Raw genomic sequence first — 14,020 nt, 5'->3', positions numbered from 1 at the left:
AATATTTTTGGACACCCCGCAGCTTGCTGCGGGGAGATTCATTTAATAAAGTTCATCAAGCTTCCGGGAAAATTCCTTCAGAAGGTTGTTTATAGCCTCGTTCACCGCATAACGCGCCATATCATAGTTCGTTTCCATCTTGAATTGATTGAACATGCTTCTGCTCCCATCAGCCTCGACGATGAAACTGTTCTGCTGTCTTCCGTCCCCGGCAAAGATTTCTGTCTCCAGTTCAATAGAGGCGGTATGAGAACCCATCCCGGTAAAAGGGGGGGAATACTTGAATGACTTAATGTGAGGAACAAAATAAAGATCGACATCGTGCATTTCATTTGCATCGCGGGCAATGGACACGTTCCCAAATTTGCTGGAGACAAGCCCGTATAACGCCTGGGACAGATTTTTACCGATTTCCATTTCCCCCTGTACCTTTGCCAGCAGATACACCTGGGTACCAGTCTTGAAAGCATATTTGTAATTGGTAAACTGGTCATTGAAAAGCAGTCCTGCTTTCAGGGAACTTCTCTTCACATTCTCCGTCGAGATTTTTGGCATAACCGAAATTTTCCGCATATCCATAGTACCACACCCAGAAATGAGTAACGTTGTGATACACAGAAAAAGAGAGAATTTTTTCATGGGAACCCCTTGTGTTTCTTTATAACGCATTGTTACATAATAACTAATAAAAAATATGAGATTTCCTCTGGTCTGTCAATTTAATTCATCTAATCCATAAAGTCAATAGCTGTCCTGTTACTCCCCATGGTTTTAAGGAACTTAAGTAAAACCGAGCAGGGAAGAGGCATAATGGGGGTAATAGATGGCTTTAAATCAAAAGGTGTGGAAGGAGATGCCGATAAATCGGCAAGGAAAGAACTTTTGAGAAAGATTGGGTATAAACTGTAGGCATATAGGGGCAAAGACGCAGAGTTGTGCCTCTGTGCCTTTGCCCCTATGAACCTGGTTTTACTTTCTAGATGCCAGCCTTAATAGAGAAAGAAAGCACTTCCTGTATTCCTTATTCGCAATTGCCCTGAAGCACTCTACCAATTCTCGTTCCTCTGATAAGAGATCGCCAGGGTCTTGACAGACAGATGGCTCTTCCCTGATATCTTTCAGGCTGGCACTTTCCTTTATCTCTTTTCTTGGCTTCTCATCTCTATCCTGAAAGAAAAAATCAACATTAACATCCAACGAGTTAGCGATCTTTTGCAACATCTCTGCATTAACCTTATTTATCCCCTTTTCATATTTCTGAATCTGCTGATAGGTTACCCCCACCATTTCACCCAGTTTTTCCTGGGACACATTTAACCCTTCTCTCCTGAGTTTGATCTTCATTCCTATGTATTTACTGTCTCTTATTGTATCCATAGCATATCCCCTTTAATAGGGATATGCTACAACCTTAAGTTACCAAACTCTACAAATCAAAGGTTGTATTTTTCTCTTGACATGCACAACTTATGGTTGTAAATTGGTAAAATCTTGCAGTTAAGGGAGGGGGCAAGAGCGAATTTTAAGTATTTTGATTATGAGAGAGTTGTGTGCCATTGAAGGCAGAAAAAGAAGAGAAAAATGGCAAATAGGACAAATAACCCCTCTGGGCTTTTGCTATGGGGAATTTTAATCGGTGTTGGACTATTTTCCCTCATTTACTGGTGGATTAGGACAATCACCTTTAGCGTTACAATAGGACTAAGTAATTGCGAGTTGCTCTGCTTCTGAAGCAAATGTAAAAGGGGTAAAAGTTTGGGTAAAAGGTGATAGACCCTAGCCTAAAAAGAAAGGTCATTTATATTTCAAATCATTAAAAATGGAGGTGTATCATGTTCAAAATTCGTCTGTTGTACCTTTATAGTTCCACTGTTTCTCTTGGTCAGTTGTCAAACAAGCATCCCGATTGCGGTACAGAAGGATAAACTGGTCAAGCCAATGTCTCCAGCAGTGAACACGAATTTAACCTTACTGTCCAGGGCCAAAAACATGCGAAGTCAGGACAGAAATCAGGTTGGCCGACATACCATCACCGTGTTAATGATTCCAGGCTTTAGGGTCATGTCGGGACGCGAAGATCTCGAAGAGGCCATTGTCAACCGTACGTTGGAGACATTGACATCATTAGGATTCAAGGTTAACTTGATTGACAAACTGGAACAGTCCAAGGAACCTGTCCTCGTCATTCAGATTGATAGCCTAAAAAATTACCTATTCAGCTGGCTTTATCCTATTGGGATTACCTGGGGAAATATGAGATTGAGCCTGCACATGATGTCTCGGATGCCGGAGAGTTGTGGAAAGCCAATCTAGCAGGAGGCAGCGGGGTCATGCCGTCCCTTTTCTACATGAGCGGATTCACAACCCGTGTAAAAAACGATTTGACCGAAAATATGAATCAGCTTATTGAAGTCGTTTCTTCAAAGGAATTCCCAGAGCACCTCCAGAAAGCACATGCAGACAGCGACCGCGATAAGTAAACAGGCATGTTGAATCGGCAAGGGGGCATTGCAAAGACCTTGCCGAGGGAAACATCTAGCTCTGAGTAGCCATCATCCTGGAATACACCTGGGAATGTGCATAAAACCGCAATCCCGGTTTGAAGTAGAGGATTTGTTCCGAACCGGCGTTGTCCGGGGATATGAGTTCCTTTTTCTAGAATTGTTATAAGATTTACCGTTCAGGACATCGTTTCACTAAGGGGCAAGATGAAGCTGTTGATTTCAAAACATAGCGTAGTAATAGTGATATCGATAAGGGTCATGGCGGTATTGCCCATCGTCTTTCTTTCAGGCTGCATTTATATGATGGATGCGATGAATCCGCCCCGTGAAACATGGAAAGATCGGGAAAAGGCAAGGATCAGCGGATCCAAGTCTGCTACAGACGTCAGTATTTCCGATGTTGACACACCTCCAGTAATCCAAGTCAGTACCAGGAGTAACGCCTATGCTGTCGTAATCGGCATCGAAAATTACCGCCAAAAGCTACCGAAGGCTGATTTTGCAGTACATGATGCACGAACTATAACGGATTATCTTACAAAGGTCATGGGGTATCCTGAACAAAATGTGGTTACACTTGTAAATGATAATGCCGCAAAGAGTGATTTAGAAAAATACTTTGAAAAATGGCTCTCAAACAATGTTGAAAAAGATAGCAGAGTATTTGTTTACTATTCAGGCCACGGCGCACCGAACCCAAAAACAGGCGATGCCTATCTTGTGCCTTATGATGGAGACCCAGCTTTTATTGACCAGACTGGCTATTCTCTAAAAAGGCTTTACGATTCCCTTGGAAAACTTCAGGCGAAAGAGATTATTGTTGTACTTGATTCGTGTTTTTCAGGGGCAGGAGGAAGATCTGTTATCGCAAAAGGTTCAAGGCCATTGGTTATGACAATGGAAACTTTAGCAATCCCTTCAAAAATAGCAGTCCTCTCTGCTGCATCAGGCGACCAGATAAGCTCAGCATATAAAGAGAAAGGGCATGGATTATTTACCTATTTCATGCTTAAAGGTATAAAGGGCGAGGGCGATACAAATGGAGATGGAAAAGTAGAAATCGGAGAATTGTTTGAATATATCAAACCAAATGTGGAAAAGATTGCAAGAAAAATTTACAACAACGAACAGGCGCCACAATTGATTATGCCAAAGGAAAAACAGAGAATGCTTTTAACAGATGGCATGAGATGAAAAAAATTTTCTTTTCTCCCCATCCCTCATTCTCTTGCAGGAGAAACTCATAAGATGAAGCTGGTCAATTGAGAACAAATTTTTCATTCTCCCCTTGCTCCAATCGGGGAGAATGCGGCGCTTAACTGCCGCATTATTTAACCTCCTGAAGAAGGCCGTATCTTTTTCAAGTTGGGATACGTACGGCCTTTTATTTTTTCCCTACAACATCGCACTTTATTATAAAAACCCTATTCTTAAGGGATAAGTTGGAAATGGTAGTTTTTAAGCTCATGTGGTAGCTACTTTTTCAAGTGGCAGGTTTTCATCCTCCTTTTAGCATGGCGGTCATACCTTATGGACTTCATAAATATTCTCTCAAAGATTAAGCTGGCCTTCGATATCCCTGAACTTTTCCTCAAGATATCTTACTCTGCTTTCAAGGTCTTTAAACCTTTTTTCTAACTCTGCATATGAAAAACGTATAAGGGCCGATAGTTCTTTTTCAACTCGCACGATTTCTTCCCGGTTTTTTATGATTTCGCCTCTTAAAACATCATGCCCTTTTAATACAAGTTGGAATTTCGAATCAATGTTTTCGAGGAGAGTCTCAAAATGATTTCTCTCCATATTTCACCCCTCTCGACCTTTCTGCCTTTCCATGATGGACGATAACAACTTATGAATTAACTCCTTTTGATTCACGTACACCTTTATGGCATCCCATCTGAAATTGAGATATTTGTGAGCTAGCCAATTCCGCTGCAAGGCTAGAGTAATTCTGAACTACCATCCTTGTTTATCCTATTATAGACTGATTTTATTAAAGCTTTCAGAAAATGTCAAGCTACATTCAACAGCTACATTCAACCTTGAATGCAACAAAAGAGGAAGCTTCGGCTTTCCTCCAAATTAGTAAAGTAAATCCCTGCCCTTCCTTTTCAAAAGAAATCGGGTACATCTGCCCTATACCACATTTTCCTATATCATTACCTATTCCACTTGACAAACCTACCTTTTTCTATATACTAAATTTTTAAAAAGCTTGAGCGTAAGAAATGAATAAAAGGAAACAGATTAAATATATTCATGAAGGGCATTATGTTGCAGAAGTTGATGTCGAACTGATTGATGCAGAGGAAAGCTGGTCACCATATTTAACAATTGATGAAGCTCTGAAACTTGATGATGTCAGAGCTTCATTACGGAGAGGAGACCTGAAAACTGCATCACGCTCCGCGCGTATCTACAGGATGCCCCCTATTGCTTAGATAAGAGGGGAAAGAGAAAGGGGACGTTGTCCAAAATTATCACTTTTTCTCCTCATTTTTCACTCTCCGAGGAGAAACTCATCTAACATCACATAAAGAACTCTATTCTTAAGGAATAAGTTGGAGATGGTAGTTTTCCAGCAAATAATACCTCCCAGCAATTTTGTATTGACAATAGGTAAGCCCTCATTCACAATAGATATCAAAACAGAGTAGAAGTTTTTTCTATAGGAGGATCAAGAATGCAAAAAAATAGAGTGGAAGAGTGGAAGAAAGGTTTTGAAGCCTCTTTGAAAAAAAGTCCTGATGGGGAGAAAGAGTTAAAAACGCTCTCAGGAATCCCAATAAAATGCATTTATACCTCAGAGGATTTAAAAGAATTTGATGACGATTGTGAACTGGGATTACCTGGTGAGTACCCTTATACAAGAGGCATATACCATTCTATGTACAGAGGTCAAACATGGACAAAAAGGTTTTTGGTAGGGCATCAAAGTCCGGAAACATTTAATGCAAGGCAAAAGGAGATGCTTAATGCGGGACAGAGCGGTATTAATTTTACGCCGTGTAATTCATACTGGAGGGGATATGACTCCGATGCGGTTGATAAGACTTTATTGGGAAGGTGTGGAACGACTATAGACTCATTAAAAGATGTAGAGATCGCCTTTGACGGCATTACTCTCGATCAAATAAGTCTGGGTATGAACGACTTTGCACCATTTATGATGGTGGCATCGATTATAGCTCTGGCTGAGGAAAAGCATATCCCTGCTTCTTGCCTTCAGGGTACGACCAACCAGAGCGATTTTATATCTCATTATGTCAGCTGTAATCAGCCCATCAGGTTTGGAATGGATGGTCATTTAAAGATAATGATCGACCATGTAAAATATTGTACGAAACATATGCCGAAATGGCATCCAGTAAGCGTCATAGGAAAGCATTACCGAGAATCGGGAGCAACCCCTGTTCAGTCTATGGCTTTTGCTTTGGCATCTGCAATATTCTATGTTGATACATTCATAAAAGCCGGACTAAGAGTAGATGATTTTGCCCCCAGATTTTCCTTTTTTTTCGATGCAAGTGGTGACTTATTCGAGGAGGTTGCCAAGTTTCGTGCTGCAAGGAGGATGTGGGCAAAGGTTATGAAAGAAAGATTTGGGGCAGAGAATCCTAAATCCTGTATCTTAAGATTTCATGTACAGACATCCGGTACAGAATTAGCCCGGCAACAACCCATAAATAATGTTGTGAGGGCATCTCTTCACACCTTGTCAGCCATACTTGGGGGAGCACAGTCCATCCATACAAATGCATACGATGAACCCCTCTGGATTCCTACCAGCAGGTCGCAGCGCATAGCTATTATGACGCAAAACATAATTGCAGAGGAGACTGGTGTGGCAAATGTTATCGATCCTCTGGGCGGGTCTTATTATGTGGAATCATTGACAAATAAAGTTGAGGAAATAGCATGGGATTATATAGATATAATCGAAAAAAGGGGGGGGATGTTTAAGGCAACAAAAGAGGGTTTTATCCAAAAAGAGATAGATAAGATATCTTATGAATACCAGAAGGAAGTGGATAGTGGAGAAAAGATAGTGGTCGGACTGAATAAGTACGTTGTGAAAGATGAGGAGGAACCCCCGGAGCAAGTCAAGGTGGATCCTGAGTTAATAGAAAAACAGATAAATCGTACAAAGAACTTGAAGAAGAACCGAAATCAAAAAAAGGCTGCTGAGGCATTGAAGAGGATTCGAGAAGCGGCTACGGATCCTCAAAAGAATGTATTCGAGGCGGTAATTGATGCAGTTAAGGCAGATGTGACGAATGGAGAGATGGTTGGAGAATTGAGAGATGTGTACGGATTTGGCAGGCCATTATTGATTTAAACTGTTAAAGGGATTTGACAAAGGAAAACTATTCAAGTATAACTACAATCCTGTTCGGAAGATTAAACAATTAAAGGGGGTGAATAGATGTAACATAACACTGTAACAGGTTTTTTTTGAATGTTGTGATTAATCACGCAGTCTACCTGACGAGGAGGTTCAAGATGATGAGGAAAAGTAAAACATGCTTAGTGGTTGCGTTCACTTTGATTTTTCTGATAGGTTCAAGTAATTTGCTTTCTGCTGTGGATGTAAGAGGAGTTTCAGGAAATCAGATCAGTATCGGTTTAATAGCTGACCAGACAGGACCGGCAGCTCAGTTAATGATGCCTTATACAGCTGGTGCCAGAGCGTATTTCAGGCATATAAACGATACAGGTGGTATAAATGGCAATAAGATTAGGCTTACCGTCGAAGATGACCGCTACTCTATTCCAATGGCAGTAGCAGCCTTCAAAAAGCTGGTTTTCAAAGACAGAGTACTTGCAATCCTTGGGTGTGGGGGTACAGGTCAAAATACCGCTTTGTTCTCACAGATAGAGAAAAACAAGGTCCCTGTAATCAGTCTGAGTTGGTCCTGGACCATGACCGATCCAGTGCAACGATACGTGTTTACAGCAATTAATGACAACAAAGATGAGATCAAAGTAATGATGGATTATATTGTAAAGATCAGGAAGGCAAAGGACGCACGCATTGCCTTTGTTGGTCCTGACGTTGAATACGCAAAATCGGGCTACAGGGTCCTGGAAGAAAAGGCGAAAGAGTACAATGTTGCTCTCGTGGGCAGAGAGATTCTGGCTATGGATGCCCTGGATGCAACTACCCAAATTCTCACCTTAAGGAAACAAAATGTTACCCATCTTATAGCTATTACGGTCGACGGACCAACCCTTGTTTTACTGAGGAGTGCCAAAAGGTTGAACTACTGGCCCATGTTCTTCAATACCTTTCATGCTATCGGAGATGGAATCGCACAAACTGCTGGGGATACAGCAAAGAACCTGTACAGCTCGGCGCCGATTGCTTCATGGTTTGATGATACTAAAGGTATGGCTGAGTTGAGGAAAATAGTTTTGAAGGATGATCCAAAGATAGGACCTGTCCACAGGTATTTTATAAAAGCCTGGGTTACTTCAAGGATAGCTCACGAGGCGATAAAAAGGGCTGGAAAGGAATTGTCACCTGATTCGTTTGTGGATACATTAGAAACTATCAAAAACCTGGATATGAAAGGTCTAACCGGACCTGTAAGCTATAGTCCTACAAATCATAAGGGTAACAGTTATTCAAGGATGGACAAGGCTGACTTAAAGAAAGGTTATTTTGTTCCTCTAACAGATTGGATAGAAGCCAAATAGAATAATGTTTATATAGAGTTTCCTGCAAAACTTAATTTCTAAAATCTAACTGATATGGCTGTCACTCCCCTCTACGCGGGAGTGACAGCCGACAAGATACTTCACTTCCTTACTCAATCCCCCTAGATTTCAAAAAAACGATACCTTTCAGGAGATCCTCTCTACTCATAGCATAAACAGCGCACTTAAGTGCGCTGTTTATGGGGACATTCCAGTAGTCAGGATTTTTGAATTGCAGTAAGGGATTGAGTATGATATAAACATCTAATAACTTTATGTTAAGGGGGAAATATGGAAAAGGATATTGAAAAATTGACTGTTCCAGAATTACGAGAAGAGGCAAAGAAGTATCCAGAAATAACCGGTGTTAGTGCAATGAAAAAAGCTGAACTGATTGAAGCCATTAGAAAAGTCTCAGGAAAACCCAAGAAGAATAAAAAATCAACAAAAGAAAAACCTTTAAAATCAAAGACAGACATAAAGAGAGAGTTAAGAAGTCTTAAACCTCAGAAACAAAAGGCTTTAGAAAACAGGGATAAAAAAGCATTAAAGAGTCTTAAAAACAGGATAAAAAAACTGAAGAGAATGACAAAAAGACTGGGAAATACAATCAGCAGGAGTTCTTAGATGAAGACGAAATTGATCTTTGTAACAGGGGGAGTGCTCTCATCTTTGGGAAAGGGTTTAGCATCAGCTTCAATTGGGGCATTGCTGGAATGCAGGGGATTAAGGGTTGCTATTCAGAAACTCGATCCTTACATAAATGTAGACCCCGGCACTATGAATCCTTTTCAGCACGGTGAAGTATTTGTAACTGATGACGGTACTGAGACTGATTTGGACCTAGGCCACTATGAAAGATTTACCACCGCCAAATTGAGCAAAAAGAATAATTTCACTACTGGACAGATATATGATTCTGTGATTTCTAAAGAGAGAAGGGGAGATTATCTTGGCAAGACAGTACAGGTAATACCGCACATTACTGATGAAATAAAGGAAAACATATTGAAAGTTGCCAATGACGTTGATGTCGCTATTATCGAGATAGGAGGCACGGTAGGAGACATTGAGAGCCTCCCATTTATGGAGGCAATAAGGCAATTCAAAACCGACCTGGGGAGGGATAACGTCCTCTACATTCACCTGACCCTGGTTCCTTTTATCCCTACCGCTGGTCAATTAAAGACCAAACCAACTCAGCACAGCGTAAAGATGTTACAGGAAATAGGTATTCAACCAGATATTCTCCTCTGTCGTACCGATCGACTTCTACCCCCTGAGATAAAATCTAAGATAGCCCTATTCTGTAATGTGGATAAGGATGCAGTAATTACTGCTAAAGATGTGGACAGTATCTATGAGGTGCCTGTGGTTTTCCATAGTGAAGGATTAGATGAGAAAGTCGTTGAGATGCTTCATATGTGGACCAGAGCGCCAGTTTTAGATGAATGGGAAGCAATGGTTAAAAAGATAAAAGATCCCAAACAGCAAACAGAGATTGCTATAGTGGGGAAATACGTGAGTCTGAAAGATTCCTATAAGAGTTTAAACGAAGCCCTTGTCCACGGAGGAATTGCCAATGATTGCAAGGTAAACCTGAAATATGTGGATTCAGAAGATATAGAAAAAGAGACCCCGGATAAACTTTTGGTCAATGTACGTGGAATTCTGGTGCCAGGTGGGTTTGGTGATCGAGGGATTGAAGGGAAAATTAAGGCTATTAGATACGCCAGAGAGCATAATATCCCATTTTTTGGAATCTGTCTGGGTATGCAACTGGCTGCAGTTGAGTTTGCAAGAAACGTCTGTGGATTGAAGGGGGCACATAGCTCAGAGTTTGATAAGGACACTCCTTACCCAGTAATAGGTCTGTTGAAAGAGTGGATTGACTATAAGGACAATACAATCCAGCAAAGAGATGAAAATACGGATTTAGGCGGTACAATGAGATTAGGAGCCTACCCCTGTAGATTAACGAAGGGTAGCTTTGCCTATAGAGCGTATCAGCAGGAACTCATTTCTGAAAGGCATAGACATAGATATGAATTCAATAACAAATATAGAGAAGATTTGGTTAAAAAAGGGCTAAGGACAAGTGGTGTTTCTCCTAATGGAGAACTTGTTGAGATAATAGAAATCGAGTCTCATCCCTGGTTTTTGGGCTGCCAATTTCATCCGGAGTTCAAATCACGTCCTATGACCCCACATCCTCTATTCAGGGAATTTATTAAGGCATCTCTTTCGTCAGATAAATCTAAAGATATGGTTCACAGTTAACAGTTGACAGTTCACAGTTCACAGTGACCCCTGAAACGGTACTATAAGGAAGGCCGGGATTGACAAAGGTAATTAACATCAAGACCCCCCTCGGTGGGGATATTATCAAAATAGGCGGCGGCAATCCTTTAGTTTTAATCGCAGGGCCCTGTGTAATCGAGGGTCATAAGAAGACAATACGCACAGCAGAACGGCTAAAAGATATAGCTTCTGAATCATCTATTTCATTGATATTCAAGTCTTCTTATGATAAAGCAAACAGGACTTCCCTTCATTCTTACCGCGGCCCTGGTATCTCAGAAGGTCTGAGTATACTCAACGAGGTCAAGATGAAAGTGGGGATTCCTGTATTATCTGACATACATCGCTTTGAAGAGATCGATCAGGCTGCACAGGTTCTTGATGTTCTTCAGGTACCTGCCTTTCTCTGCCGGCAGACAGATTTCGTTATCGATACTGCCAAAACCGGAAAGGTAATAAACCTAAAAAAGGGACAGTTCCTGGCCCCTTGGGATATGAAGAATATTATTGAAAAGGTAGAATCAGTTGGCAATGAAAAGATACTACTAACCGAAAGGGGGACTTCATTCGGGTATAATAACCTTGTAGTCGATATGCGTTCTCTATTTATTATGAGAGGTTTTGGATACCCTGTGGTTTTCGATGCTACTCACAGTATCCAGCTACCAGGAGGAAAAGGTACAGCTTCTGATGGACAGAGAGAGTTTGTCCCTAATATCTCCATGGCTGCTGTTGCAGTCGGGATAGATGCTATATTTATGGAAGTTCACGAGAATCCTGATCGTGCGTTATGCGACGGTCCCAATTCGATAAGCCTGGATTCTCTGCCCGCATTGCTAGTCCAAATTAGGAAGATCGACAATATTGTTAAAGGGCACTGATACCATAAAAATAGAAGATTCAAGAGCCAGAAGTCAGAATCAAAAACACCCCCCTTCCTTCGTCATTCCGGCGAAAGCCGGAACCAGGAACCAGTTGAAAACACTAGATTCCGCGCCTGCCCCGTACTCGATACGGGGTCAGGCACGGAATGACAGGAAGGTAATTTAGTTGAAAGGAAGGGCTAAAAAAATCAAGGAAAATAGAATTGAAGATAGAATAATTGAGAAGGCAAAGGCAATAAAACTTGTTATCCTGGATGTGGATGGGGTTTTGACCGACGGCAGAATAATCTATGATGATAAAGGTGGGGAGTTAAAATGTTTTGATGTCAAAGACGGACATGGTATAAAGCTGTTAAAGCGGGCAGGGATTGAGGTAGGGATTATCAGCGGAAGAGAATCCAGGGCTGTCGGGTATCGTGCTAGAGATTTAGATATTTCTATTTTGCATCAAAGAATATTTGATAAAGTAAAAGTATATGAAAAAATACTAAAAGAAAAAGGGTTGGCTGATAACCAGGTATGTTTCATAGGTGACGATCTGGTTGATATACCTTTGTTGAAAAGAGTCGGTTTTTCTGTGGCAGTGGTTGATGGATCTGAATATTTGAAAAAGGTGGTTGATTATGTTACAGTAAAGAATGGTGGAAACGGAGCAGTCAGAGAGGTATGTGAATTGATCTTGAAAGCCCAGGATAAATGGAATATGCTTACAGAAAATTACTTTGGAGATACCTAATCTAAATTCCATAGATGAAAAAGACAAAGTTTATCGTTATCTCATTGATTATCTTAGCAACCCTCGCTGTTATAAAAATATTTATAAATAACTATGCGGGGCATTGGAATCAAGTAGAAACAATAGATTCGGTTACAAGTAAAGCTGATGTGACTATTAAGAACATCCATTACATAAAAACCAACCGTGGTGTCAAAGAATGGGAAATTAAAGCAAGTTCAGGGCAGTACTTCAAAAACAAAGATATGGGAACCCTTAGGGATATCACGGTTAAAATATTCTTTAAAGATGCCAAACCTTTAACATTGACCGGAAATGAGGGAAAGGTTATAACCAATACCAGAGACATTGAAATATGGGGAAATGTGGTTGTAAGTTCCGACAATAGATATCAATTCCATACTCAGTCATTAAAATACAGCTCAAAAAAAAGGGAAATCTATACTCCAGATAAGATTGAGTTTACCGGTTATGGGATGGAACTCAGCGGGGTAGGAATGACCATTGATGTTGACAGAGGAAGGTTCTTTGTGTTAAATGATGTCTCAACAATAGTGAAAAATCTTAAGAGGGATTAATCCGCCTATGGCGGGCTGGTTGGGTTATTATGAAATTACAGGCCCCAAAAAAATGCTTGATTTTAACGATAGTTATAGCTTCAATACTGTCCTTTAATGTATATCTATCCATGGGTCTTGATACCTCCTCAGGACTGCATAAAGGAGACAAGTTTGAACTAAATGATAAGAACCAACCTATAGTAATCAATTCGGATCATCTTGAAGGAGACAATAAGAAAAACGTCGTAAAATTTACTGGGAATGTAGTTGCTAAAAGAGGAGAACTCACAATACGTTCGAAAAGTATATCTGTAATGTATGACAAGGCGAACAAGAAGGTGATGGAAATTGTGGCGGAGGGAGATGTAAGGATAAATCAGGGAAATAAAAAGGCCCGTGGGGAAAAGGCTGTGTTTATGAATTCTCAGGAAAAAATTATACTTACAGGAAATCCTAGAGTTTGGGAAGGAGACAATATAATAAAGGGGGAAAAGATAACTCTCTTTTTGGCCGAAGATAGGGGTGTGGTAGAAGGGAATAAAAATACAAGGGTAAACGCTACAATTAATATAGAGAAGGATGAAGGAGAAAAAAGATACTAAATGCGAACTCTATCGGCCAAAGGTCTAACAAAGGTATTTGGAGATAGAAAGGCTGTTGATGATATAACCCTGGAAATCAATACAGAAGAAGTTATCGGATTGTTGGGTCCCAACGGAGCTGGGAAGACAACTATCTTCTTTATGATGGTTGGCATAATTAAACCGGATCAGGGAAGGGTATTCCTGGATGACGAGGATATCACAGACTACCCTATCTATCTACGGGCAAGGAAAGGAATCAATTATCTTCCCCAGGAATCATCGATATTCCGTAAATTGACAGTAGAAGAGAATATTTTAGCAATTCTGGAAACGTTAAAGTTATCAAAAGAAGAAAAAAAAGAAAGGTTACATAAACTGTTAGATGAGTTAAACATAGCTTCTATCTCTAAGAATAAAGCTTATTCACTTTCTGGAGGAGAACGTAGGAGGGTAGAGATTAGCAGGGCACTTGTAACCTCTCCTGCTTTTATTCTACTTGATGAACCCTTTGCCGGAATAGACCCTATAGCAGTTATTGATATTCAAAATATCATAAGACAATTGAGATCTAGAGGCATAGGGGTTGTTATTTCCGATCATAATGTCCGGGAAACTCTAGGTGTTTGTGATAAAGCCTATATTATAGATCAGGGAAGAATCCTGGAATTTGGAAACCCTCAACAAATTACTGACAGTAAAAAGGCCCGAAAGATATACCTGGGTGAAAAGTTTAAATTATAAGTGTTTT

Annotated in this window: 16 protein-coding genes and 1 pseudogene; 14 read left to right on the top strand and 3 right to left on the bottom strand. The window is 40.5% G+C overall.

Going from position 1 to position 14,020, the window contains the following annotated elements:
* Window positions 1-42 precede the first annotated feature (42 nt).
* Window positions 43-639 (bottom strand): hypothetical protein, encoded by a 597-nt coding sequence (locus AB1401_08415; GenBank protein ID MEW6615470.1) that lies wholly within the window; start codon window positions 637-639, stop codon window positions 43-45.
* A gap of 141 nt (window positions 640-780) precedes the next feature.
* On the opposite strand from AB1401_08415, the pseudogene AB1401_08410 reads away from it, so the two are divergent.
* A pseudogene (locus AB1401_08410) lies at window positions 781-909 on the top strand (adenosine-specific kinase).
* A 60-nt stretch (window positions 910-969) separates the two neighbouring features.
* Here AB1401_08410 and AB1401_08405 read toward each other — a convergent pair.
* Window positions 970-1,377 (bottom strand): helix-turn-helix transcriptional regulator, encoded by a 408-nt coding sequence (locus tag AB1401_08405; protein ID MEW6615469.1) that lies wholly within the window; start codon window positions 1,375-1,377, stop codon window positions 970-972.
* A 612-nt stretch (window positions 1,378-1,989) separates the two neighbouring features.
* On the opposite strand from AB1401_08405, the gene AB1401_08400 reads away from it, so the two are divergent.
* From AB1401_08400 to AB1401_08390, 3 genes are all read left to right on the top strand, one after another.
* Window positions 1,990-2,313, top strand: a complete 324-nt coding sequence (locus AB1401_08400; GenBank protein MEW6615468.1) for a hypothetical protein — start codon at window positions 1,990-1,992, stop codon at window positions 2,311-2,313.
* Between the two features lie 17 nt (window positions 2,314-2,330).
* Window positions 2,331-2,480, top strand: a complete 150-nt coding sequence (locus AB1401_08395; GenBank protein ID MEW6615467.1) for a hypothetical protein — start codon at window positions 2,331-2,333, stop codon at window positions 2,478-2,480.
* Window positions 2,481-2,708: 228 nt separating this feature from the next.
* Window positions 2,709-3,698, top strand: a complete 990-nt coding sequence (locus tag AB1401_08390; GenBank protein MEW6615466.1) for a caspase family protein — start codon at window positions 2,709-2,711, stop codon at window positions 3,696-3,698.
* Window positions 3,699-4,055: 357 nt separating this feature from the next.
* Here AB1401_08390 and AB1401_08385 read toward each other — a convergent pair whose 3' ends face one another.
* Window positions 4,056-4,307: a hypothetical protein gene (locus AB1401_08385; GenBank protein MEW6615465.1), complete on the bottom strand. Its 252-nt coding sequence runs from the start codon at window positions 4,305-4,307 to the stop codon at window positions 4,056-4,058.
* Between the two features lie 428 nt (window positions 4,308-4,735).
* Between AB1401_08385 and AB1401_08380 the strand changes: the two genes are divergently transcribed.
* From AB1401_08380 to lptB, 10 genes are all read left to right on the top strand, one after another.
* Window positions 4,736-4,948, top strand: coding sequence for a hypothetical protein (locus tag AB1401_08380; GenBank protein ID MEW6615464.1), 213 nt, complete (start codon window positions 4,736-4,738; stop codon window positions 4,946-4,948).
* Window positions 4,949-5,190: 242 nt separating this feature from the next.
* Window positions 5,191-6,846 carry a methylmalonyl-CoA mutase family protein gene (locus AB1401_08375; protein ID MEW6615463.1) on the top strand — a complete coding sequence of 552 codons (1,656 nt, stop codon included), beginning with the start codon at window positions 5,191-5,193 and terminating at the stop codon, window positions 6,844-6,846.
* A 164-nt stretch (window positions 6,847-7,010) separates the two neighbouring features.
* On the top strand, window positions 7,011-8,207 hold the full coding sequence (locus AB1401_08370) for an ABC transporter substrate-binding protein (protein ID MEW6615462.1): 1,197 nt from the start codon (window positions 7,011-7,013) through the stop codon (window positions 8,205-8,207).
* A 291-nt stretch (window positions 8,208-8,498) separates the two neighbouring features.
* Window positions 8,499-8,834, top strand: coding sequence for a Rho termination factor N-terminal domain-containing protein (locus AB1401_08365; protein ID MEW6615461.1), 336 nt, complete (start codon window positions 8,499-8,501; stop codon window positions 8,832-8,834).
* Window positions 8,835-10,487 (top strand): CTP synthase, encoded by a 1,653-nt coding sequence (locus AB1401_08360; GenBank protein ID MEW6615460.1) that lies wholly within the window; start codon window positions 8,835-8,837, stop codon window positions 10,485-10,487.
* Between the two features lie 77 nt (window positions 10,488-10,564).
* The gene (gene kdsA, locus AB1401_08355; protein MEW6615459.1) at window positions 10,565-11,389 is read left to right on the top strand and encodes a 3-deoxy-8-phosphooctulonate synthase; all 825 of its coding nucleotides are present in this window, start codon (window positions 10,565-10,567) and stop codon (window positions 11,387-11,389) included.
* A 217-nt stretch (window positions 11,390-11,606) separates the two neighbouring features.
* Entirely contained in the window at window positions 11,607-12,128 is a 522-nt protein-coding gene (locus AB1401_08350) for an HAD-IIIA family hydrolase (protein ID MEW6615458.1), read from the top strand.
* Between the two features lie 14 nt (window positions 12,129-12,142).
* The gene (lptC, locus tag AB1401_08345) at window positions 12,143-12,706 is read left to right on the top strand and encodes an LPS export ABC transporter periplasmic protein LptC (protein ID MEW6615457.1); all 564 of its coding nucleotides are present in this window, start codon (window positions 12,143-12,145) and stop codon (window positions 12,704-12,706) included.
* A 29-nt stretch (window positions 12,707-12,735) separates the two neighbouring features.
* Window positions 12,736-13,290, top strand: a complete 555-nt coding sequence (gene lptA, locus AB1401_08340; protein MEW6615456.1) for a lipopolysaccharide transport periplasmic protein LptA — start codon at window positions 12,736-12,738, stop codon at window positions 13,288-13,290.
* Entirely contained in the window at window positions 13,291-14,013 is a 723-nt protein-coding gene (gene lptB / locus AB1401_08335; protein ID MEW6615455.1) for an LPS export ABC transporter ATP-binding protein, read from the top strand.
* Window positions 14,014-14,020 lie beyond the last annotated feature (7 nt).

Source organism: Thermodesulfobacteriota bacterium (assembly GCA_040757775.1).
Classification (GTDB): domain Bacteria; phylum Desulfobacterota; class UBA8473; order UBA8473; family UBA8473; genus UBA8473.
The sequence above is the reverse complement of the archived record's forward strand: the minus strand, read 5'-3'. Positions and strand labels throughout refer to the sequence as shown.

Excerpts from the sequence above, each read along its gene's own strand:
- AB1401_08415 (MEW6615470.1), bottom strand. The coding sequence starts at position 639 with ATGAAAAAATTCTCTCTTTTTCTGTGTATCACAACGTTACTCATTTCT.
- AB1401_08405 (MEW6615469.1), bottom strand. The coding sequence starts at position 1,377 with ATGGATACAATAAGAGACAGTAAATACATAGGAATGAAGATCAAACTC.
- AB1401_08400 (MEW6615468.1), top strand. The coding sequence starts at position 1,990 with ATGCGAAGTCAGGACAGAAATCAGGTTGGCCGACATACCATCACCGTG.
- AB1401_08395 (MEW6615467.1), top strand. The coding sequence starts at position 2,331 with ATGCCGTCCCTTTTCTACATGAGCGGATTCACAACCCGTGTAAAAAAC.
- AB1401_08390 (MEW6615466.1), top strand. The coding sequence starts at position 2,709 with ATGAAGCTGTTGATTTCAAAACATAGCGTAGTAATAGTGATATCGATA.
- AB1401_08385 (MEW6615465.1), bottom strand. The coding sequence starts at position 4,307 with ATGGAGAGAAATCATTTTGAGACTCTCCTCGAAAACATTGATTCGAAA.
- AB1401_08380 (MEW6615464.1), top strand. The coding sequence starts at position 4,736 with ATGAATAAAAGGAAACAGATTAAATATATTCATGAAGGGCATTATGTT.
- AB1401_08375 (MEW6615463.1), top strand. The coding sequence starts at position 5,191 with ATGCAAAAAAATAGAGTGGAAGAGTGGAAGAAAGGTTTTGAAGCCTCT.
- AB1401_08370 (MEW6615462.1), top strand. The coding sequence starts at position 7,011 with ATGATGAGGAAAAGTAAAACATGCTTAGTGGTTGCGTTCACTTTGATT.
- AB1401_08365 (MEW6615461.1), top strand. The coding sequence starts at position 8,499 with ATGGAAAAGGATATTGAAAAATTGACTGTTCCAGAATTACGAGAAGAG.
- AB1401_08360 (MEW6615460.1), top strand. The coding sequence starts at position 8,835 with ATGAAGACGAAATTGATCTTTGTAACAGGGGGAGTGCTCTCATCTTTG.
- lptC (MEW6615457.1), top strand. The coding sequence starts at position 12,143 with ATGAAAAAGACAAAGTTTATCGTTATCTCATTGATTATCTTAGCAACC.
- lptA (MEW6615456.1), top strand. The coding sequence starts at position 12,736 with ATGAAATTACAGGCCCCAAAAAAATGCTTGATTTTAACGATAGTTATA.
- lptB (MEW6615455.1), top strand. The coding sequence starts at position 13,291 with ATGCGAACTCTATCGGCCAAAGGTCTAACAAAGGTATTTGGAGATAGA.